Annotated in this window: 14 protein-coding genes and 1 other RNA gene; 8 read left to right on the forward strand and 7 right to left on the reverse strand. The window is 60.2% G+C overall.

The features are described from left to right. Positions 1–49: 49 nt before the first annotated feature. The 4 genes from QKE19_RS01520 to rnpB all read left to right on the forward strand — a co-directional run bounded on the left by QKE19_RS01520 (position 50) and on the right by rnpB (position 3,200). Positions 50–1,237, forward strand: coding sequence for a Nif3-like dinuclear metal center hexameric protein (locus tag QKE19_RS01520; protein WP_070858928.1), 1,188 nt, complete (start codon positions 50–52; stop codon positions 1,235–1,237). 5 nt (positions 1,238–1,242) lie between these two features. Next, positions 1,243–1,986 carry a C4-type zinc ribbon domain-containing protein gene (locus tag QKE19_RS01525; protein WP_049189597.1) on the forward strand — a complete coding sequence of 248 codons (744 nt, stop codon included), beginning with the start codon at positions 1,243–1,245 and terminating at the stop codon, positions 1,984–1,986. After that, positions 1,987–2,676: a histidine phosphatase family protein gene (locus tag QKE19_RS01530; RefSeq protein WP_076772136.1), complete on the forward strand. Its 690-nt coding sequence runs from the start codon at positions 1,987–1,989 to the stop codon at positions 2,674–2,676. 59 nt (positions 2,677–2,735) lie between these two features. Then, positions 2,736–3,200, forward strand: an RNA gene (rnpB, locus tag QKE19_RS01535) — RNase P RNA component class A. Positions 3,201–3,211: 11 nt separating this feature from the next. Here rnpB and QKE19_RS01540 read toward each other — a convergent pair. Continuing rightward, on the reverse strand, positions 3,212–4,375 hold the full coding sequence (locus tag QKE19_RS01540) for a galactokinase family protein (RefSeq protein WP_070438627.1): 1,164 nt from the start codon (positions 4,373–4,375) through the stop codon (positions 3,212–3,214). A gap of 263 nt (positions 4,376–4,638) precedes the next feature. On the opposite strand from QKE19_RS01540, the gene QKE19_RS01545 reads away from it, so the two are divergent. After that, positions 4,639–4,842, forward strand: coding sequence for an SPOR domain-containing protein (locus QKE19_RS01545; RefSeq protein ID WP_016423068.1), 204 nt, complete (start codon positions 4,639–4,641; stop codon positions 4,840–4,842). A 10-nt stretch (positions 4,843–4,852) separates the two neighbouring features. On the opposite strand, the gene QKE19_RS01550 is transcribed toward QKE19_RS01545, so the two are convergent. Together QKE19_RS01550 and panB are read right to left on the reverse strand one after the other, a co-directional pair. Further along, positions 4,853–6,676, reverse strand: coding sequence for a CYTH and CHAD domain-containing protein (locus QKE19_RS01550; RefSeq protein ID WP_070546228.1), 1,824 nt, complete (start codon positions 6,674–6,676; stop codon positions 4,853–4,855). A gap of 30 nt (positions 6,677–6,706) precedes the next feature. Then, positions 6,707–7,516: a 3-methyl-2-oxobutanoate hydroxymethyltransferase gene (panB, locus tag QKE19_RS01555; RefSeq protein ID WP_101687482.1), complete on the reverse strand. Its 810-nt coding sequence runs from the start codon at positions 7,514–7,516 to the stop codon at positions 6,707–6,709. 140 nt (positions 7,517–7,656) lie between these two features. On the opposite strand from panB, the gene QKE19_RS01560 reads away from it, so the two are divergent. The 3 genes from QKE19_RS01560 (at position 7,657) to QKE19_RS01570 (ending at position 14,563) form a co-directional block, all read left to right on the forward strand. After that, positions 7,657–8,997 carry a glutamine synthetase family protein gene (locus QKE19_RS01560; protein ID WP_005511085.1) on the forward strand — a complete coding sequence of 447 codons (1,341 nt, stop codon included), beginning with the start codon at positions 7,657–7,659 and terminating at the stop codon, positions 8,995–8,997. A 68-nt stretch (positions 8,998–9,065) separates the two neighbouring features. After that, positions 9,066–12,242, forward strand: a complete 3,177-nt coding sequence (locus tag QKE19_RS01565; RefSeq protein WP_347890309.1) for a bifunctional [glutamine synthetase] adenylyltransferase/[glutamine synthetase]-adenylyl-L-tyrosine phosphorylase — start codon at positions 9,066–9,068, stop codon at positions 12,240–12,242. A 98-nt stretch (positions 12,243–12,340) separates the two neighbouring features. Beyond that, on the forward strand, positions 12,341–14,563 hold the full coding sequence (locus tag QKE19_RS01570; protein WP_347890192.1) for a hypothetical protein: 2,223 nt from the start codon (positions 12,341–12,343) through the stop codon (positions 14,561–14,563). Between the two features lie 29 nt (positions 14,564–14,592). Here QKE19_RS01570 and QKE19_RS01575 read toward each other — a convergent pair whose 3' ends face one another. The 4 genes from QKE19_RS01575 to QKE19_RS01590 form a co-directional block, all read right to left on the reverse strand. Next, a complete protein-coding gene (locus tag QKE19_RS01575; protein ID WP_256887249.1) occupies positions 14,593–16,020 on the reverse strand; it encodes an MFS transporter in 1,428 nt (475 codons plus the stop codon). Positions 16,021–16,098: 78 nt separating this feature from the next. Continuing rightward, complete coding sequence (locus QKE19_RS01580; RefSeq protein ID WP_347890193.1) at positions 16,099–17,835, reverse strand: thiamine pyrophosphate-binding protein; 1,737 nt, start codon at positions 17,833–17,835, stop codon at positions 16,099–16,101. A 135-nt stretch (positions 17,836–17,970) separates the two neighbouring features. Then, positions 17,971–19,419 carry a threonine synthase gene (gene thrC / locus QKE19_RS01585; RefSeq protein WP_347890195.1) on the reverse strand — a complete coding sequence of 483 codons (1,449 nt, stop codon included), beginning with the start codon at positions 19,417–19,419 and terminating at the stop codon, positions 17,971–17,973. A gap of 123 nt (positions 19,420–19,542) precedes the next feature. Then, positions 19,543–20,787, reverse strand: coding sequence for a dicarboxylate/amino acid:cation symporter (locus tag QKE19_RS01590; RefSeq protein ID WP_347890196.1), 1,245 nt, complete (start codon positions 20,785–20,787; stop codon positions 19,543–19,545). Positions 20,788–20,790: the final 3 nt, after the last annotated feature.

Consider the following 20,790-nt stretch of genomic DNA (forward strand, 5'->3'; position numbering starts at 1 on the left):
TACGCTGGAAGAGAAGCTGGAGAGAAATGCATGTTGAAGGGATGGATGTATGACGGACTCTGCGCAGACCCGTGCCGAGGGCAATAACGCAGTGGTGACCGTTGCCGACGTGCGTGCGGCGATGGACGCGGCCTACCCGCCGGCACTGGCGGAGAACTGGGATAAAGTTGGCCTGATCTGCGGTGACCCGCAGGATGAGGTGCGTCGCATCGCGTTGGCGCTGGACTGCACTGACGAGGTTGCAGATCGCGCGATTGCCTCCGGTGCTCAGATGCTCGTTGTGCACCATCCGCTGCTTCTGCGTGGTGTGAATTCCGTGGCGGCGGATACACCGAAGGGTCGGATTATTCATAAGCTGATTCGGGCAGGTGTAGCTCTTTTTGCAGCGCACACCAACGCTGACAGCGCCCGACCGGGTGTCAACGACCAGTTGGCCACGGTGCTCGGAGTTGAACCGGGTGCGCCGCTGGCTCCGCAGCCGGCTCCCGGCTTGGATACCTGGACAGTGAAGGTTCCGGCAGATCACGTCGATAAGGTCGCGCAAGCCATGTTTGAGGCGGGCGCGGGCACTATCGGCGACTACGACAGCTGTGCGTTTCGCATTAACGGCCGCGGCCAGTTCCGCCCGCTGAGCGGGGCGAATCCCTTCATCGGTGCCGAGGGGCAGATTGAGTATGTCGAGGAAGTACGCCTGGAGATGGTCGCGCCACGGTCCGTGCGCGCGGCGATTGTCAAGGCTCTCGTTGCAGCGCATCCGTATGAGGAGCCTGCCTTCGACATCGTGGACAATCAGGCTACCGGCTTGGATCCGCAGCAGGCTGTGGGCATTGGGCGAGTGGGCACGCTGGATACGCCGATGCCATTTAAGGACTTCGTCGCCCGTGTGGCTGAGCGCCTGCCCGCAACGGCATGGGGCGTGCGTGGCGCAGGCGATCCGGAGCGGATGATTCGCACGGTTGCCGTCGCATCTGGTTCAGGTGACTCTTTCCTGGACACTGTGGCAAAGATGGGCGTCGATGCGTTCGTTACCTCTGACCTGCGGCATCATCCTGTCGATGAGACACTGCGGACCGCGGACTTCTGCGTGGTGGACACGGCTCACTGGGCCAGCGAGTTCCCCTGGTGCTACCAGGCCGCAGACATGCTGGCCGAGAGGCTCGGGGTCGCGACCGAGGTCCTTGAGGTGCGCACCGATCCCTGGACAGTGGCAGAATCGTCGACACAGGCAAGGAAGTGAAGACCATGAGGCTTAGTCCACAAATCCAAGTGGCGATGTTGGAAAAGGCGGAAAACCAAACTCTGTTGGATGGGCTCACCGCCCGCCAGAACGTTCTGCCCGAGCGTGCCGAGTTGCAGGAGCTGCGCAAAAAGCACAGCCGTCAGGCCAGTGAGGCAGCGCGCTCCAAGCTCAGCGCCTCCGATATCGGCCGCGATATTGCCAAGCTGGAATCGGACATCAACAAGCTGAAGGCCCGCGAAAAGGCAGACCGTCTGTCGCTCGGTGCCGCAGAAGACGCATCCACGCGCCGTGACCTCGAGCACGACCTGCGCTCCACCAAGCGGCGCCGCGAACGCGCTGAACAGGAACTCCAGCAGTACGAGCGCATGCAGGAGGCCTATCAGGTCGACGCTGAGCACGAATACGACGCCGACGAGGCGCACGATGACATCGTCGCTGCCAAGCAAAGGCTTAACGACGCCGAGGTTGACCTCATTGCGCGCATTTCCATCGCTGAGACCCGAATCGAGGAGGCTGACAAGCTTATTGATGGTTCGGCAGCCAAGCTTTACCGTCGTCTAGCGCTTGCTAATGGGATCCCCGTTGCACGCCTGAACGGACGCACCTGCGGTTCCTGCTTCATGGAGCTCGATGTCGGAACCGTGCATGAATTCACCACGCTCGCGCCGGAAGAAGTGACGTTTTGTCCTGAATGCGGTGCGATGATTGTGCGTGCGGAAACGCTGGGAGCGGTGAAGGGCAAGTAGATGAGCCAGGCTGCAGACAAGCGCGATAGCGCGCCGGGCTGGACGGGGGCGACTACCGACCCCACGCGGTTGGTGCTGCTGCGCCATGGGCAGTCGCCAATGTCGATTCGCCGGGAGTACTCGGGAAGCCGTTCGAACCCCGACCTGACAGAGGTGGGCAGACAGCAAGCGGAAGTGGCAGCACGTCACCTGGCGGCGCTGGTCGATAGCGGCAACATGAGTTTCTCGGCGATTGTGGCCTCTCCACAGCGTCGTGCACAGCAGACAGCAGAGGCGGCAGCCAAAGCGCTCGGGCTGGACATCCACCTTGAAGAGGATCTGCGCGAGACCGACTTTGGGCAGTGGGAGGGCATGACTTTCTCCGAGGCTCACAACGCCACCCCTGAGCTGCACAGTTCCTGGCTTGCGGATCCGGCCGTGGCGCCACCGGAGGGGGAGGATTTCCGCACGGTCGATAGCCGAGTGAGCGCCGCGCGTGAGCGCATCGCTCAACAATTCGGTGCCTCGGATGTGCTGGTAGTCAGCCATGTCACGCCAATCAAGTCGCTGCTGCGCCAGGGGCTCGGCTGCGGCTTTGAAATCTTCACTCGCCTGCACTTGGACCTGGCCAGCCTCTCCATCGCGGAGTTCTACGCAGATGGGCCGACATCAGTGCGGCTGATTAACGACACCAGCTACCTGCGTGGTTAGCAGCCGAGCACGGCGGGTTATTTGAATTGCGGTTGTGGCGGGTACACTAACCATTCGAGCGAGCCGGCCGGGTGATCGCGGCAGTTAACGGAACCGGACGCCTCTTTTACAGAGTGTGTCCAGGCCGCTGTCGAGGAAAGTCCGGACTCCACTGGGCATGGTGGTTGCTAACAGCAACCCAGGGTGACCTGCGGGAATAGTGCCACAGAAAATAGACCGCCGGGCGCACAGCCGATGTCTTTGACGTAAAGCTGTGGAGATTCGGTGAGGGTGAAAAGGTGCGGTAAGAGCGCACCAGCGGGGCAAGTGATTGCACCGGCTAGGTAAACCCCACCAGGAGCAAGGCAAAATCGCGCATGCTTCGTCGTGCGCGTGCGCGAGTGTTTGAGGGCTGCCCGTCCGATACTCGCGGGTGTGCTGCTTCAGGCTGTCAGCAATGGCAGACCGAGATGGATGATCGCCACCCGGCGCTTTCCGAAAGGAGCGCCGAGGGACAGAATCCGGCTCATAGGCCGACTCGTTCACACAAGCTTCATTACTCGACCACCGCGCCGGCCGCAGTGTTCTCCACACGGATGGTCTCGGAACCGCCGTCGTTAAGCGCGGAGGCAATCCGATCGGCGTCGTCGACGTGGGACCACATCACCAGCGACGCACCCGGGCATGGCGCACAACGGGCAATCTTCTCGCAGTCAATAGTGTCGGTCAGCTCGGAAATCTGCCCCAGCACAGAGCTTGCCGACGGCGCGGAGCCACGCTCACTGACATCGCGCGAAACCCCTGCGATGGCTGCTTGAATATCGCTGTGACGGATGTGGCCGATGACTGCGCGGGCACGGTCGGAGGATGCGTCGGCTTCGTCAAGCCACTGAATGGCACGGCCGATGGTGGGGATGTCTTCGTCGTCCGGATGCACCTCGTGACGAGCACGCACCCAGTCCGCGACCCGCTCCTGTGAGTCGGGGAGGCTAGCGAGAGTCGGCACGCCAAAAGCGGCGCAGGCTTGCTGGAAGAACTCGTAGCGCTCCTCGTCGGGCGAACCGCCGGTGACATCGGGGGAGTAAGCGACAGTCAGCGCCAACGACTGCGGGAACGCCGTCTGCGTGACTGCCTCATCGGAGTGGTTGATGCACAGCAGGCTGTCCGGGCGGCTGCGCAGTGCCGTGGTGTAGGGGTACAGCGGCCACGACTGTCCCTTAATCTGCACCATGGTCTCGTGGATAGCGGTGGCAATACGCGTGCGGGTGGGCACATCATCGCGGTCGCCAAAACGCGCGTTGAGAGCCAGTGCGAGGGCACACTGAATTGCCGGAATTTCTCCAAAACCGCGACCTGGCGCGATAGTGGAGGCAATGGTGACCTTCAGGCCGTTGCTGTTGCGCGGAACGAGATGCAGCGAGTGTTGCAATGCGACAATGGCAGCCGCGACAGCGGTCGGCACCTGAGAAAAAGCGGCGGGGACGCTATCCGGGAAATCCATCTTGGTAGTTTCGCGCTTGTACACGACAATGAGCTGCTGCTCGTCGATTTCCTCGATACCGACCGCAGCATAGGCCGGAATGGCGGTGGCTAGGAGCATGCCGCCGGAGGACGCGCAGTCCTCACCCAACAGGTTGATGGAACCCGGGGCGTATGCAACTGAAGCATTTGAACCGACGGCATCGAAGACGTCGTTTACGACAGCGGGTGCGGCGGGCATGGGTGAAACCTCTCCAGAGATCGGACTCATAGTGCTGGTGTGCAGTGTTCGCGTTCAACGCTTGTGTTCTAAGGTGAACAATTCCGTCGATAATACCCGGGTCGGGGGACAGTGACAAACCTATATACTGGGATTTTATGTCGCCGCAGCGCACATGGCAGTCAAATGGTTGCCTCTCTGCAAGTTTGCTTATCTGTGGAGTTGGCGGTGGCAGAACCGCTTGATAACTCGACATGTTCTCGATGTGGAAGAGGAGAAAAATCGTGAGCGACAACAGCAGTAAGTGGTACTACCAGCCGTCGACGGGCACGGTGTTTCAGGGGAAGAAAACCGGTTGGGACGACCGAATGGGCCCCTACGATTCCGAAGAGGAAGCCCGCGCTGCCATGGAAAAAGTCGCCGAGCGCAACAAGGCGGCCGACGACTGGGATGAAGAAGATGACGACTGGGGCGTAGCTGAGAAATAAGGCTTTGCCTTTAGGCCTTCTTGCCCTTCTTAATCTTCTTTTCCATCTTGCGGAAGGCCTTGAAAACCTTTGCCACGGCATCGTCGTACTCAGTCAGGGCCTTCAGGCCGTCGTAGTACTCCATCTGGTAAAGCACGCCGTAGCCGAACGTGTCCCTGCCCGCACGGGAGGCACGCTTCGCGCGAGCCAGCACGAAGTCGCGCGCAGTACAGGTGTCCTGGAAGTCACCGAGAACCGACTGCAGGTTCTTGCAGGCAGCATAGAGCTTCTCGGTCGGCAGGTCCGCGTTCTGAGCAGCTTCCGCGCTGTAGCGGAGCTTCTTCGCAGCCTTGCGGACATCGTGGTAACGCTCGTCCAAATCTGCCTCTGGAAGGTCAGCATCCTCTCGGCCATCGAGTACCAGGTTGTGGCGACGACGGAACTTCGAAAACGCGCTGCGCAGGTGATCGAGCAGCACCGCAGTGGTGTCGAGTTCCTTCGGGGCCGCTACCTTCTCCGGTGCGGCCTTGTCTGAGGTTGTGGAAGCTGCTGCATCGGCGGCTGCAGTATCAGCCTCAGCCGCGACCTCGGAACCAGCTGCCGACGTATCCTCGGAGTCTGCGTTCTCCGCTCCGTCGACAAGCGAATCATCCTTCTTCTTAGACTTCTTTTCCCCAGCCTCGGCCTCGTCCGCATTTGCGGCAATTGGCGGATTGGCGAGGAACTCATCGAGATCGTCGAGAAGTTGCAGGTACTCGCCGGAATTCAGCGCGAGAATAACGCGGTGATGGGCGCGCTCGTAGTCCTTCTGGACATCCTCGACAAGGTTCGCGCGCAGCTCCTCGCCCAAAGCGGCGCTTTCGCGATTGGCCAGCAGCTCTTCCCAGCGCATAGCGACGACCTCAGCGTCACGAGCCACGCCGAGAACACCCGCCAGCTGCTTGAGGTTGCTTTCCAGCTCAGCGACCTTATCGCCCACAACAATGCCGTGGAAGGTCTGCATGTGACTGCGTAGCTCACGAGTGGCGACGCGCATCTGATGCACCGAGTCAAACTCATCGCGGCGTACCTTCGGGTCGTACTCGACCATCTTGGCCACGTTAGCGGCCAGCGCATCGACCACAGTGCGCCCCGGAGTGCCCTTCGGCAGCTTCGCTGGAACCGGCGGCAGGGGAGCGGAGTCGATGGAGTCACCCAACGCCGTCGCCAACTTCGAAGGGCTTTCCGACGGCACGGCGCCAGCCACCTCAGCGACCTTGGACATCGCTGCCATTACGGCCTTACCGTCCGGGTGATTTGCCCAATCCCCGAGCAGCTCAATCTCCCACTCACGCCAGGTAGTGGTTTCGCCGCCATCGAGGAAGGAAGTCGCCGTGACGTGATCATCCGCAAACTCCGCCATGGGCGTGCCATCGAGGGCAAACACCGTGGTGACGTGGCGCTCATTGTCTACCTGCGCGATTGGTTGCAGCGGGTGATTGCGCACAATTGCGCGCACGGGAGCAAGCAACTCGGTAGGCACGATGTAGTCAGCATCGCGGCCTTCACCGTTAACAGAGCCCTCTTCCAGGCCGACGCCATATTCGAGGCGACCGCCGGTACCCGGCGCCTTCAGATGCCACCCCTCATCGGGGCCGCCCGTTCGGCGACGCAGAGTGTGCTTGGACCGGGTCAGACGCAGGTCCGCCGTGTCCAGGTAAATCGCGGAGAGATTTCGCACCTCAGTGGTGGTGGAGCCAACCTGTGGAACGAAATCGAACGATGGGGCTACCACTTCTGGGGTAGCTGAGAACTTAGATTCCACCTCCAACGCCGCAGTTGGAGTTTTGGACTTAGAACCAGACTTAGATGCCATAACCACTAATTCTACCCCCGAATCGAAGAGCTAACCCGAAAAGTTCTGCGCCTCAGTAGGGAACTCGCGGGAGTGCACCTGGTCGACATACTGCTTCGCTCCCTTGGTCAGCATCTCGCCGACCTCTTCGAACACCGAACTAAACGACGGCCTGCGGCCATCGGCCGGAACTGCAAAGGCATCCTGCCAGACGAGAACCTGGCCATCGCACTGGTTACCAGCGCCAATGCCACAGGTTGGGATGGATAGCTCGCGGGTAATCTCGGTGGCCAGATCCGCAGGCACCATCTCAAGGACCACGGCCGCGGCACCAGCATCGGCTACCGCATGGGCGTCGGCACGCAGCTGTTCCGCCCCCGCACCGCGCCCCTGTACCTTGAATCCGGACAGCGCGTTGACGGACTGCGGGGTGAAACCGATGTGCGCCATGACCGGAATGCCGGCGTTGACCAGCGCACGGATGCGCGGAGCGATACGAACGCCACCTTCGATCTTGATCATGTGTGCGCCGGTTTCGCGCATCATCTTCGCGGCGGACAGCACGGCCTGCTCATCGGAGGCCTCGTAAGTGCCGAAGGGTAAATCGGCAACCACAAGTGCGTTGCCAGCGCCCCGGACGACACCGCGAGCAAGCGGGATCATTTCTTCCAGCGAGATCTCGGTGGTGGTGTCGTAGCCGTAGACAACGTTTGCTGCAGAGTCGCCGACCAACAGCAGCTCGACACCGGCGGCGGAAAAAGCGCGCGCGGTGGAGTAGTCGTAGCAAGTCAGCATTGCCCAGGGGCGAGACTCAGCCTTCCATTCGGCCAGATTATTCAGACGAATCTTTTTTCCGCTCATGTCAATAGAGCATGCCATAGTCACCCGCAATTCGAGGCCACGAGGGCAGCGGTTATGACACGGGCGCGGCAGTTGGCTAGCCACGCCGGATGGTCAAAATGTGTACCGCGAATCCGGGCACCTGGGTAACGTTGGAAAGTATGAACAGTCAGCAGGAATTCGTCCTCCGCGCAATCGAAGAGCAAGATATCCGTTATATCCGTCTGTGGTTTACCGATATTTTGGGGTATCTGAAGTCCGTTGCCGTCGCACCGGCTGAGCTCGAGGGCTCCTTTGAAGAGGGCATTGGTTTCGATGGCTCCGCGGTGGAGGGCTTTTCCCGCGTTTCCGAGGCTGACACTATCGCGCAACCGGATCCTTCGACGTTCCAGGTCATGCCGCGTCTACATAAAGAAGACACAATCACGTCCGCGCGCATGTTCTGCGACATTGTCATGCCCGACGGGCAGCCGTCGTGGGCAGATCCACGCCAGGTGCTGCGCCGCCAAATTAAGGCGCTTGCCGACGAGGGCTTCCACGCGTTCATCCACCCGGAGATTGAGTTTTTCCTCGTAGAGAGTCTGGCTACTGATGGAAAGCCGCCGGTGCCAACGGACAATGGCGGTTACTTTGACCAGGCGGTCTACGACCGCGCACCCCGCTTTCGCCAAGAGGCGATCACGGTGTTGGAAGACATGGGAATCCCTGTGGAGTTCTCCCATCACGAAAATGCGCCGGGTCAGCAGGAAATCGATCTGCGCTACGCCGATCCGCTGACTATGGCGGATAACGTGATGTCTTTCCGCTACATCATTAAGCAGATCGCAATGAAAAATGGTGTGCAGGCGACATTCATGCCGAAACCTTTCCAGGATTTGCCGGGCAATGGCATGCACACTCATATTTCCCTCTTTGAAGGGGACACTAATGCATTCCACGACCCGGATGATGAAAACCAGCTCTCGGACACTGCAAAGGGTTTCATTGCCGGCATTCTGACCCACGCCAGCGAAATTTCCGCTGTGACCAATCAGTGGGTCAACTCCTACAAGCGCACGGCATTTGGCGATGAGGCTCCGACGTCCGCGACATGGGGCATGGCCAACCGCTCGGCTCTCGTGCGTGTGCCCATGTACTCACCGGGTAAGGCACATTCGCGCCGGGTGGAAATTCGTTCCTTGGACTCGGCCTGTAACCCGTATCTTGCTTACTCGGTGATTTTGGCCGCCGGTTTGAAGGGAATTAAGGAGGGCTACCAGCTTCCGGAGCAGGCAGAGGACAACATCTCCGAGTTGACCAAGCGGGAACGACGTGCGATGGGCTACCGCGATTTGCCGACATCCCTGGAGGTGGCGCTGCAGGAGATGGAACGCTCCGATCTGGTGGCCGATGCTCTCGGTGACCATGTTTACGAGTTCTTCCTGCTCAATAAGTGGCGCGAGTGGCGCGAGTTCCAGCGTCAGGTGACGCAGTGGGAGCTGCGCACAACCCTGGATTATTAGTTTCCCCGTACCGCTCCCTTCCTTTTTCGTCTTTAATTTGTTTTTTTGGGTGACCAGTTTCAATGGTGATGAATCGACCTCGCACATCCCGCCAGTCAGTGCCGCGGCCCGCAGCGCTGGGCTTGCGTAACGACGATCGGACGCGCGCTGACCTGGAAGATTTGGGGTGGTACAACGAGGAGTCCCTACAGCTGTTGTGGGGGCTTGCCGGGGCCAGCGACCCCAAACTGGCGCTCATGGCGCTAGTGCGGCTGAAAGGCGCTCTCGACGAGCTGGAGCAGCAGGGAAAGCTGGAGGACTGGGCCACCTGGTCCGGTCTAGATGAGGCCATGCGCGAGCAGGTGCCGCTGCGTACGCGTATGTTTGCGCTGCTCGGAGGCTCGAGTGCACTGGGCGATCACCTGGTCGCACACCCAAAAAAGTGGGTTTTGCTCCAAGCCGAGCTTCCAACTGAGGCAGACATGTTCCGCGAGATGCTCTCCAGCGTCGGGGCTGTGCCAGAGGTCATTGAACTCACTGATGAGGCCAGTCTGGAAAAGAAGGAGGATCCGGAGTATCGCAAGCCCGTCGTTGCGCCCGCCACGCTTGAAGGCCCCGGTTTGTACCGTGCGAAGCTTACCGGCCGTGAGGCCGAAGTTGCGATGCAGTGCGCCTACCGCGACTTGATTATGCGTATTGCGTGCTACGACTTGGCTGGCACGTACCCACGGGGTCCTCGCCGTCCGGGACAGCCACAAGTCCCATTCCGTCAGGTCTCGGAGGCACTCAGTGATCTGGCTGATGCAGCGTTGACGGCTGCACTGTCTGTGGCTGTTCAGCAGGTCTTTCCTTCGTCGCCGGTCTCAACACGCCTGGCCGTAATCGCCATGGGTAAGTGCGGTGCGGAAGAGCTGAACTACATCTCCGATGTGGATGTCATATTCGTCGCAGAGCCGGCGGATGCCCGAGCGACTCGTTTGGCCAGTGAATTTATCCGGATTTCTTGTCACTGCTTCTTTGAGGTCGACGCGAATCTCCGCCCGGAGGGCAAGTCGGGTGCACTTGTACGCACCGTGGATTCCCACGTCGCTTACTACAAGCGTTGGGCCGAAACTTGGGAGTTCCAGGCGTTACTGAAGGCGCGTCCGATGACGGGCGATGTCGAGCTGGGCCGTGAATACATCGATGCTCTGGCCCCGATGGTGTGGACCGCCTCTCAGCGGGAATCCTTCGTCGATGATGTTCAGCGCATGCGCGCCCGCGTGGTCCAAAACGTCCCCGAAGAGCTTCGCTACCGAGAGCTTAAACTCGGTCGCGGTGGTCTGCGTGATGTCGAGTTCGCGGTGCAGCTGCTGCAGCTGGTTCACGGTCGCTATGACGATAGCCTCCGCGTGCTGCCAACTGTGATGGCACTCGACGCACTTGTCGAGGCTGGCTACATCGGTCGCGAAGACGGTGCCGCGCTGATTAACGCCTACGAGTTCGTCCGTCTACTAGAGCACCGCCTGCAGCTGCAGAAGATGCGGCGAACGCATTTGTTGCCTGCCGAGGACGACACTGAAGCTCTTCAGTGGCTTGGCCGCGCCTCTGGCATCGTCGGAGAGGGTGGCACCGATGCCAGCAAACCGCTGGCCAAACAGGTTCGACTGGCCAGCTCACAGATTCGCTCCCTGCACAACAAACTTTTCTACCGTCCACTGCTGAACTCCGTGGTGGAGCAGGATATTGGAACCCTGCAGCTATCGGCCGATGCGGCAAAGCGCCAGCTGGCCGCGCTGGGCTATCAGTACCCGGATCGCGCCTACGAGCATCTTTCTGCGCTGGCGGCGGGGACCTCGCGCAAGTCGCGTATTCAGGCGATGCTGCTACCGACGCTGATGGAGTGGCTATCGTCGACGCCAGATCCCGACGCGGGTCTGCTCAATTATCGCAAGCTCTCTGAGCAGCTCCACGACGAAACGTGGTTCCTGCGTACGCTGCGCGATGAGGGCGTCGTCGGCCAGCGGCTGATGCGTGTGCTCGGTTCTTCGCCGTACGTGTCTGATCTGATTATGAGTGCGCCGGACGTAATTAAACGGTTCGGCGACGGTGCATCCGGGCCGAAGCTACTGAATACCGACTCCGATGCAGTCGGGCGTGCGCTGGTCGCAGCGGCTGCCCGTCACAACAGTCCAGCTAAGGCCATTGGTGTGGCACGTGCGTTGCGCCGTGCAGAGCTCGCGCGCATTGCCTCCGCGGATCTTTTCGGGCTGATGGATGTGCAAGAGGTCTGTCACTCTCTGTCGATGGTGTGGGACAACGTGCTCGAAGCTGCCCTCGCCGCCGAAATCCGTGCATGGTCGCTGGAGCATCCTGACTCGGAGGTCCCGGGCGTTATCTCCGTAATCGGTATGGGGCGACTCGGCGGTGCTGAACTGGGCTACGGCTCCGATGCCGACGTGATGTTCATCTGTGAACCCCGCAAGGACGCTGATGGCACGCCGCTTGTCGACGATTCCGAGGCGGTCAAGTGGGCAACCAGGATTTGTGACTCGTTGCGTCGTAGGCTGGCAAAGCCAAGCCAGGACCCGCCATTGGAGGTCGACGTGGACCTGCGCCCAGAAGGACGCTCGGGCCCGATCGTCAGGACCCTGGATTCCTATGTGACCTACTACGAGCGCTGGGGTGAAACCTGGGAGATTCAGGCACTGCTACGGGCTACCTGGATTGCCGGCGACAAAGACCTGGGCACCCGCTTCCTTAAGGCCATCGATCCGCTGAGGTACCCACAGGGCGGAGCTGATGCCAAGATGGTCCGCGATGTCCGTCGTATGAAAGCGCGTGTTGATTCCGAGCGGCTGCCTCGCGGAGCCGATCGCCGTACCCACACCAAACTCGGTTCCGGTGCACTGACCGATATTGAATGGACTGTGCAGCTGCTAACCATGCTGCATGCCCACGAGGTGCCGGAGTTGCACAACACTTCGACGTTGGAGTGTCTGGAAGTGCTGAAAGACCGCGGAATTCTAGATGCGGAAGATACCGACGCACTTCGGGATGCCTGGCTGATGGCGACGAATGCTCGTAACGCGCTGGTGCTCACGCGTGGTAAACGCACGGATCAGCTGCCACAGCCGGGGCGTCAGCTGACTCAGGTCGCAGGTGCGGCGGGGTGGGAAGCATCGGATTCCAACGGTTTTATTGAGCACTATTTGCGTCTGACTCGTCACTCCAGCCGTGTCGTCAATCGCGTGTTTTGGGGTGAGGAGAACCCCGACCACGAGTAGGCCGGGCAGAGGTCTGCCGCACCTCGCTGCGAGGCTCAATATGTGGCAGCGGGGTGCAGCCTTTGTCTTAGCACGGCGACCGGGCATAATGGTGGGCTATGGAACGCAACGTCGATTACTCGGTACGCCCTAGGTATGAGGATTTCATTCTCAACCTCGATGGCACTGACCTGCGTTTTTTATTGAGCCGCACGTGCCCAGCAGCTGACACCTCAGCTGCTGGGCAAGAGGCGGTGGAATTGCTGATGTCACAGGATTCAGCGCATACAGCGCTGTCTTTTTGTGATCCCGATGTTCTCGATGTGGCGCACTTGGTTCATATTCTGGAGGATTCCGCATCGCTGGATACCCTCACAGAAGTGGCCTATTGGGCATCGGATGCGGACGTGATGGCGCACGATACGCCGAAGGGCGTTGACCGCAAGCGTCGTCGCGTCGGCAAGCAGCAGCTTGAGCATGTGCTACGCCGTGGCCAGCGTCAGGGGCTCGTGTGGGAGGAACCGGCGGGCGTGTGGCATGTGCCGCCACATATTTCGGAGGTGTTCCCGGCGGAACCGAGCCTCAGCTTCCGCGTCGCCGACTTGGTGGCGAATATGCCAGCGGATGTGCTGAGTCGCCGTATGGAGCGCATGGGGCTGGAGCCGGATAACGCGCCGGGAGAGGGCACATCGCGAGCTCTGAACGCCAGCGATTTAACGGTGCGGAATGTGCAGGCTCGCCAGGTGGAGCACATTGCAGGCTTCCTCTGCGATCCGGTGAAGGTGCGGGCTCTGGTGATGACAGCTCCGGTGGATATTCGCAATGAGCTGCGCTGGATGGCAACCGACGAGAAGTACTTGCCCTCCTATATGTGGTCTGAACTACGTGCCGACGCAGTGCGCTGGGCCGAAGAGCGTCTGCTGCTGACTGTGCTAGAAGAACCGGCGATGCCGACATTTGAGCAAGAATCGGAAGCACGCAACGAATCGACAGTGGTTGCCCGCCTGGTGGGTGCAGTCGCGCTCGCGCTCAAGGGCGACATGTGGTCGATTCGTAAGCCGCATCCGACGGAGTCTTTCCCGGCAACGCTGGAGTCAAAGGAATTGACCGAAGCTTCGGTGGCTGCGGTGGCGTTTGCTTCGGCGTTTATGGATGCTGCGGGCAGCGGCGACGGGCGCCTGAAGGACCCGTTGCACATGTATGAGGAATCGAGCCTGCTGTGGATTCAGGACTTCGCAGCGTCAATAGGGGCGAGTGCTTTCGCGGCGCCCTGGATTGTGGAGATGCTGGTCAACGCGGGATTGATTCACGCTGACAGCGGGCATCCGACGCCGCGCGCACTGCAGTACTGGTACAACGCTGATGCCTCGACCCGATGGGCGTATCTCGCGGCGGGCTTCCTCGTTGGTCGCGGTCCGTGGCACGGCGAGTTTCCGTGGGTGACCATGGGCGTCGATGATCTGTCGCATGCCACCCTTGCCTACGGCTACCCGTATGCCGCGCGTGAAGTAGTGTCACTGGCCGCGCAGCTGGAGGAAGATCAGAAGTTCTATGGCTGCTGTGTCGAAGGGCATATGGCTTGGAATGTCGACAACCTCTGCGCTCGCAATGGCGCCGATGGGGAAGCGATGGTCGGTTGGCTGCTGGAGCAGGCCGGCATCTTGGGCATTCTCTACCATGGGCACGCCTCCTGGCAAGCCATGGCCATCATGTATGCCTTGCACGACATCTGGCTGACTGATCAGCACGTCGGTGCTCAGCGCATGGCCGAACTCATCGCTGAGTATGCCGCTGGCCAGGTGCCGACGGCGGAGGCAGTCCAGATTGCCCGCCTGTTCAAGGATGCCGCACCTAACGAGCGCCTGGCTGCCACATTGGATGGCGTCGCCAGCAACCAGGTTGCCCTCGCGTTGGACTTCATCGGCGACCGCGAAACCTGCGCGGAAACTTCTCGCTGGATTATTTCCGAGGAGAGCCTGCGTCGCGCTTGCCTCGCGGTTGACGGCGACGTCGATGTCCTGTTTTCCCAGCTGGGGCCACTGGTCAATAGTTCCATGAAGCTGGTCATCTACGCCGAGCTAGTCCGCATTACCAAGACCGAGAAGCTGCAGGAAATGTATGAGCGTGAGGCCGTAGCGCCAACGCCTTCGCTTGACGACGTCCCGGAGAACGCAGCCTCCGAAACTGACACCGGTGAGCGCGTTTCCCATGGTGCTCAGACCGATGGCAGCGAACGCACGGCGGATAGCGGCCGCGCAGACTCCTCTGGGCAATCGGAGGACTCGGAGGACTCGGATGACTCGGAGGGACTGGAAGGACCAGAGCAGCTTTCGCTGTTCTAGCCGCTCCGTCTCTCGACTTCCTGTAGTTCCTACTCCGTAGGTTCCAGCTCAAAACGGCTCTGCTGGGCGACAAAGCGTGCCGCCGCACGCTTTGCCACCAGCAGGCCAACGAAACCAATCACCCACACACCGACGACAGCCAACCAGCCAATGCGGAAGGTCTCCCAGGTGTAATTTCCATCGGGAGCTGCAATATCCAGCAGGAAGCCGACACCTTGTGCAGCGAGCATGGTGGCCACAAAACCGCCCATATTCGCCAACCCAGTGCCTGTGGCGAGTACCTTGCGATCGACCTCTTCGCGCACTGAGTCAAAGCCGAAGTTGGACATTGCACCAAGACCGGCCATTAGGATGTTGACTACAATAATTGCCCAGTACGCTGGTGGGTTGCTCGGTGCCAGGAACACAATCCAGACGGCCATGTTGATAAACGCGATTGCGACAACAACCTTGATACGGTCGCGGCCGGTGCGTGCCGAGACCATGCCCATCAACGGCCCGGCGATAATTACTGACAGCGTGTTAACGACCAGCACCACACTGGCCTCGGAGGGCTTAAGACCCATACCCAGCATCATCAGAGGCATGCCCCACAGCAATGTGAAGATGCACTGATGCATCAAACCAGTCCAGTGAGTGAAGAAACCCTGCCAGCACACCGGGTGAGTGGTCACAATCTTCAGAGTCTGGCCGATAGTCAGTTTCTCGTCGGCTGCGGCAGAGGTCCCGCCATTGGCAGCCGTCTTCGCGGCCTTCTTGGCGGCGCGGCGTTTACGAAGTGACATCTTGGCTGTGGAGGAGTTCTCCGGGACGTCGGCAAGCGCGATCATGCCTACGATAGCGATGAGAAGACCCGCGGTGCTCAGCGACAAGAACGCGGGCACCCACCCCGCGGCGTGCAGAATCGCGAGGAACGGGACCGCAGAGATGAACTGGCCGAGCTGGCCAAGACCAGCCGTGAGCTGCGTGAACAGCGGAGTGACGCGCAGTGGGAACCACGCGGGAAGCAGCCGCATAGCACCGAGGAATGCGGTGGCATCGCCGGCGCCGATGAACACACGAGCAATGACAGCCAGCGGATACGATGTCGTAAACGCGATGATGACCTGGCCCAGCGCCATGATCAGTGCGCCCACGACCATCGTTTTCTTGGCGCCGACGCGGTCAATGATGATGCCCGTCGGAATCTGCGCCAGGGCGTAGACGCCAACCTGCACGGCGGTGAACAGCGCGAGTTGGGAGGCGTTGATATGGAAGCGATCGAGCGCCTCGACGCCAGCGACACCCATGGAGGTGCGGCCGACGATGGCAACGATGTAGGTAATCAGCGCCGCCAGCCAGACGGCAATCGCGCGGCCAGTGACGTGCTCGCGCGGGTCCTTTGCCACCGCTGTGGCGGGCTGATCTGTTGATGAAATTTGATCTTTACCGTTACGCTGCTTTACCACTCGCCACATTGTAGACCCCATCAACCAACCGGCCTGAAGTTGGGTCGCACCGGGGGTTCTAGGCAGCCCGATTATGCCTGCGGCAATCTACCTTTGTGCCTTAGCCAGAACTTCCTTCACGAAGTCCGCAACCACCAGCCGTGAGACCTTGAAATCAATTACGGCAACGGAGGCCTCATCGGAGTTGGAAACGTCATGGAAATAGGCGTCGAGCTGGGCAAAGTCCTCAGGTGTGCCGACACTGAAACCGTGAGCGCCATAGGCACGTCCGACTGCGGCGAAGTCGTAGTCGGCAATCTCCATGGACGAGGTGTCCAACCCGACATCGCCAAACTGGTGCAGCTCCGCGCCGTAGGCAGCATCGTTAATGAACACCACGCAACCGCCACGACCACGTCGCAGCTGCTCAATCGCCGCAGGTAAATCCGCAATACCCATCGTGCCGCCACCGTCACCGGCGACTAGCACGCAATAGTCCTCGGGCCGCGCTGCCGCGAGGCCGACAAGCGACCCCATCCCCAAACCAATTGACTGAATCGCCGTGCCCACAATCACTTGCTGCTGCGGACCAGGCACATCGAGATACTTCGGTACCCACCCCAGGAAATGGCCACCGTCAGTACACACAGCGCGCTGATTGGGCAGGATACGATTCAGATACTGCAGGCACGCCCGCGGATCCAACCGGCCATCCGCGCACGTCAGGGACTCGACCTCCGCTGTCGTCGGCAGTGTCTTCAACTCCGCACGCCATGTGCTTGACGACGCCCCCCGGGGCTTCTCCAGCTGCTCTGCCAGTACGGGCAGAAGTTCCTCCAACTTAGCCAATAGCGGTGTCACGGACGGCTGAGCGGCGGGATGGGGCTCGTCGACAACCTGGATAATCTTCGCGTCCGGTGCAAACATGTTGCCGCCACGGTTTTGGAAAGCGTTAAAGCTTGCTCCCAGGAACAGCACCACATCGGCCTGTCGAGCTAGCTCCACCTGCCACGCATGCGCAAAACCGCCCACGGTGCCGATCTGCCACGGACTGGAAAGCACATGACGAGCCATCGCTGAGTGCATAAACAGTGCCCCCACGCTGTCCCCGATGCGGCGGACTAGCTCTGCGGTATCAGAGAGCAGCACACCTCTACCAGCAATAATGAGAGGGCGACGGGCGGTCTGCAGTTCCTCGGCCAGCGACGTGACAGTTGACTCCAGCCATTCTGGTCGGCCCGTGTGCAGATGTTCCTGGTTAGCCGACTGTGTTTCAGATGCAGATGCCGTTATCGGTGCTTCTTGGATGTCATAGGGGAGCAGCAGCACGACAGGCTGCCGAGAACTCAGTGCGTGCTGGACCGCAAAGTTTGCGTCGTCAAGCGCGGACTCGGGAGTAACGGTGCGATGACAGACGTCGAGGGCGTCGAGGAGCGCCGCCTGATTAAGGTCAAAGGGACGTGGGCGTTCCGGGTGCGTGCCGACGACAAAAATCAGCGGAATACGGGCTACTCGGGCCTCGGCCAGAGTGGTTAGCGCATTGGTGAATCCTGCGCCGCAAGTAGCGGTCGCGATAGCAAGCCCTCCGCCTGCACGGTGGAAGGCATCGGCGGCCCCGACAGCAGCCGATTCGTGTCGGACGGAGGAGTAGCCGAATCCCGATTCAGTAAGGGCTGACGTGAAGTGGGAGTTCGCGTTGCCGATGAGACCGAAGCAGTGGTCGCAGTGCTGGGCCAGTGTGTCGGCCAGCGCCCGCGAGACCGTGGTGGTCTTTTGGGAACCTTCCTGCGGAGAGGAAGCGGGCGCGTGGGGCATAGGACGGCTATTAACTCGAGTGAAACTCATGTGAACAATTGTGAGGTAATCACGGGGGTAATAACAGCCCTATAGCCCAAGATAATGCCGTTTGCCCTTAAAAAAGAGGGCACTATTCCACATCGTTGCTGCGCGGATGGGGGTGACGTTGGGCTATGCCCGGTTTTAAGCCACGTTGTCGTCGATGAACTTCCTCACCACATCGACATCATTCGGCAGCTCGGTAACGCGGCGCGGGGCATTCATGATGTCCGCGAAACGCTCCGGGCAATCCGGCTCGCGTCCGGTGGCCTCCAGGATGGTCTCGGAGAACTTTACCGGCAGGGCGGTCTCCAGGCAGACGATTGGGGTGGATACCTGGTCTACCAGGCCGCGGGCGACGTGGATGCCGTCAGCGGTGTGCGGATCGACCATGACCTCTAGGCGCTCCCAGCAGTCCTTGATGGTCTCGACGCGGTCAGCGTGAGTCGAGCGACCGGAGAGGAAACCGTACTGGGCAGAAGCCTCTGGGAAGATTGGATCAGCAGTAAGCGAGAAGCCGCCCTCCTTGACCTTGACACCAAAGAGGTCTGCAGTGCGCTCAGCATCGCGTCCCAGCAGATCGAAGATGAAACGCTCGAAGTTAGACGCGCGGGAGATATCCATCGATGGGGAAGAGGTAGCCTGCGTCTCCGCAGCGCTGCGCACGCGGTAGGCACCCGTGCGGAAGAACTCATCCAAGACATCGTTTTCATTGGTAGCCACAATCAGGCGGTCAATTGGCACACCCATCTGGCGCGCAATATGGCCGGCGCAAATATCACCGAAGTTGCCGGTCGGCACACTGAAGCTGACCTTTTGCGCGTTGTTCGCCTCAGCGTCGTTGCCGCCAGTGACACGAATCCACGAGGAGACGTAGTACACGATCTGAGCCATCAGGCGAGCCCAGTTGATGGAGTTGACTGCGCCAATGTGGCGGCTGGCCTTGTACTCCAAGTCACCGGAGACCGCCTTAACGATGTCCTGGCAATCGTCGAAGACACCGTCGAGGGCGACGTTGTGAATGTTGGCATCCTGCAGACCAAACATCTGAGCCTGCTGGAAGGCGGTCATTCGACCAGCCGGAGTTAGCATGAACACGCTGATTCCCTCACGGCCGCGCATTGCATACTCGGCCGAGGAACCCGTGTCACCAGAGGTGGCGCCGAGGATGTTCAGGGTCTCGCCACGACGAGCCAGTTCATACTCGAAGAACTCACCGAGCAGCTGCATCGCCATATCCTTGAATGCCGCTGTGGGGCCCATGGACAAGTGACCGATGTAGAGCTGATCTTCCAGCTTCGTCACCGGCACAATATCCGGATCGGAGAACTTCGGGTAGGTGTACGCCCGTGCACAGATACCGCGCAAATCCTCCAGTGGAATGTCGTCCACAAAAAGGCTGACGACCTCTGCAGCCAAGGCTGCGTAACCGTCGTCGACAAGCACGGAGCGCCAACGCGTCAAAGTGGCATCGTCAACCTGTGGGTACTCGACCGGCAGGTAGAGGCCACCGTCGTTAGCGAGACCTCCCAGGAGAATGTCTGAGAACTTGTGCGGCGTGCGCTCTGGGTCGCGAGTCGAAATGAAGTCCAAGGCGGGCCCCTTACATGTATGCCAACACCCGCCGCATCGGCCCATAAGAAGGCCTTTTGAAAGATTGCGACGGGGTTGACCGGTGGATGTTTTCTTTAATTTTTACATATGCACCGAAGCCAGTTAGGCCTCGGTTGTGGAAGATGCGGAATTGGCCTCTTCAGCGTCGAAGCTGAGCTCTTCGGAACGGTCGATGACATCATCCTTGGCAAAGCGGTTAACAATCATGGCAATTGCACCGTCACCAGTGACATTACATGCGGTACCGAAGGAGTCGATGGCGATGTAGGCGGCAATCATCAAAGCGACCTGCTCCTGATCGAAGCCGAGCATGGACTGCAGCACTCCGACCGCGGCCATAATTGCGCCACCCGGAACGCCCGGAGCCGCGATCATGGTGATACCCAAAGTGAGAATGAAGCCGATGGCCATGCCCGGCGAAAGCGGCTTGTCCGCCATAAACATCACAGCAAACGCGAACAGGGTGATCTTCATCATCGAACCGGCCAGGTGAATGGTCGCGCACAGCGGCACGGTAAAGCCTGCGACCTTCTCCGAGACACCATTCTTCAGCGCGGCCTTGTAAGTCACCGGAATGGTAGCGGCCGAGGAGGAGGTGCCGAGTGCGGTGACGTAAGCCGGCAGCATGTTCTTCAGGGACGTCCACGGGCTACGGCCAGCGATGGCGCCAGCGATGGAGAACTGGATTGCCAACAGGAGCACGGTGCCGATGACTGCCAGAAGCAGCACCTTGAAGAACATCGACAGCGTCGTGGTCAGGTTGCCGTTCATGCCCATAGACAGGAACATGCCGAAGATGTAAATCGGCAGCAGCGGGATGATAAACGCCGAGATGATCTTCATAATCACGTCGCGCAGCTGCGTCGCACCGCGGTAGAGCGAGTCCGACTTCACGGTGGTCATCGCCACACCGACCGTGAAAGCCAGCAACAGGGCGGTCATGACGTCAAACGGCGGTGGCATCTCCACATTGAAGAAGCTCTCCAGCGCGCCCTCATCAATATCCACCGATGTGCCGGCCTGATCAGCGCCGAGCAGCCAAGGGTAGAGCCCCTGGGTGGCGGCGTAGGCCAATAGACCCGAAAACACCGTCGAGCCGTAGGCGATAGCAGTGGTAATACCCAGCCACTTTCCGGCGCCGCGGCCCAGGCTAGCAATCGCCGGCGTGATGAGGGCAAAAATCAGCACCGGGATAAAGAAGCCCAGGAAGTTACCAAAGAGGCCATTGAAAGTGACAAAAATTCGAGCCAGCCAGTCCGGGAAGAAAAAGCTGCAGACAATGCCCAGAATAATCGCGACAATAACGCGGAAAAGGAGCGTTTGCGTAAAACGCATTCGGGTACTCATAGT

It is taken from the genome of Corynebacterium sp. c8Ua_99, assembly GCF_039907185.1.
GTDB classification, from domain to species: domain Bacteria; phylum Actinomycetota; class Actinomycetes; order Mycobacteriales; family Mycobacteriaceae; genus Corynebacterium; species Corynebacterium jeikeium_D.

What these genes read in the sequence shown, in the direction of transcription:
- QKE19_RS01520 (WP_070858928.1), top strand. Translation starts at nt 50, where the DNA reads ATGACGGACTCTGCGCAGACCCGTGCCGAGGGCAATAACGCAGTGGTG.
- QKE19_RS01525 (WP_049189597.1), top strand. Translation starts at nt 1,243, where the DNA reads ATGAGGCTTAGTCCACAAATCCAAGTGGCGATGTTGGAAAAGGCGGAA.
- QKE19_RS01530 (WP_076772136.1), top strand. Translation starts at nt 1,987, where the DNA reads ATGAGCCAGGCTGCAGACAAGCGCGATAGCGCGCCGGGCTGGACGGGG.
- QKE19_RS01540 (WP_070438627.1), bottom strand. Translation starts at nt 4,375, where the DNA reads ATGCCCGCCGCACCCGCTGTCGTAAACGACGTCTTCGATGCCGTCGGT.
- QKE19_RS01550 (WP_070546228.1), bottom strand. Translation starts at nt 6,676, where the DNA reads ATGGCATCTAAGTCTGGTTCTAAGTCCAAAACTCCAACTGCGGCGTTG.
- panB (WP_101687482.1), bottom strand. Translation starts at nt 7,516, where the DNA reads ATGAGCGGAAAAAAGATTCGTCTGAATAATCTGGCCGAATGGAAGGCT.
- QKE19_RS01560 (WP_005511085.1), top strand. Translation starts at nt 7,657, where the DNA reads ATGAACAGTCAGCAGGAATTCGTCCTCCGCGCAATCGAAGAGCAAGAT.
- QKE19_RS01565 (WP_347890309.1), top strand. Translation starts at nt 9,066, where the DNA reads ATGAATCGACCTCGCACATCCCGCCAGTCAGTGCCGCGGCCCGCAGCG.
- QKE19_RS01570 (WP_347890192.1), top strand. Translation starts at nt 12,341, where the DNA reads ATGGAACGCAACGTCGATTACTCGGTACGCCCTAGGTATGAGGATTTC.
- QKE19_RS01575 (WP_256887249.1), bottom strand. Translation starts at nt 16,020, where the DNA reads ATGTGGCGAGTGGTAAAGCAGCGTAACGGTAAAGATCAAATTTCATCA.
- QKE19_RS01580 (WP_347890193.1), bottom strand. Translation starts at nt 17,835, where the DNA reads ATGAGTTTCACTCGAGTTAATAGCCGTCCTATGCCCCACGCGCCCGCT.
- QKE19_RS01590 (WP_347890196.1), bottom strand. Translation starts at nt 20,787, where the DNA reads ATGAGTACCCGAATGCGTTTTACGCAAACGCTCCTTTTCCGCGTTATT.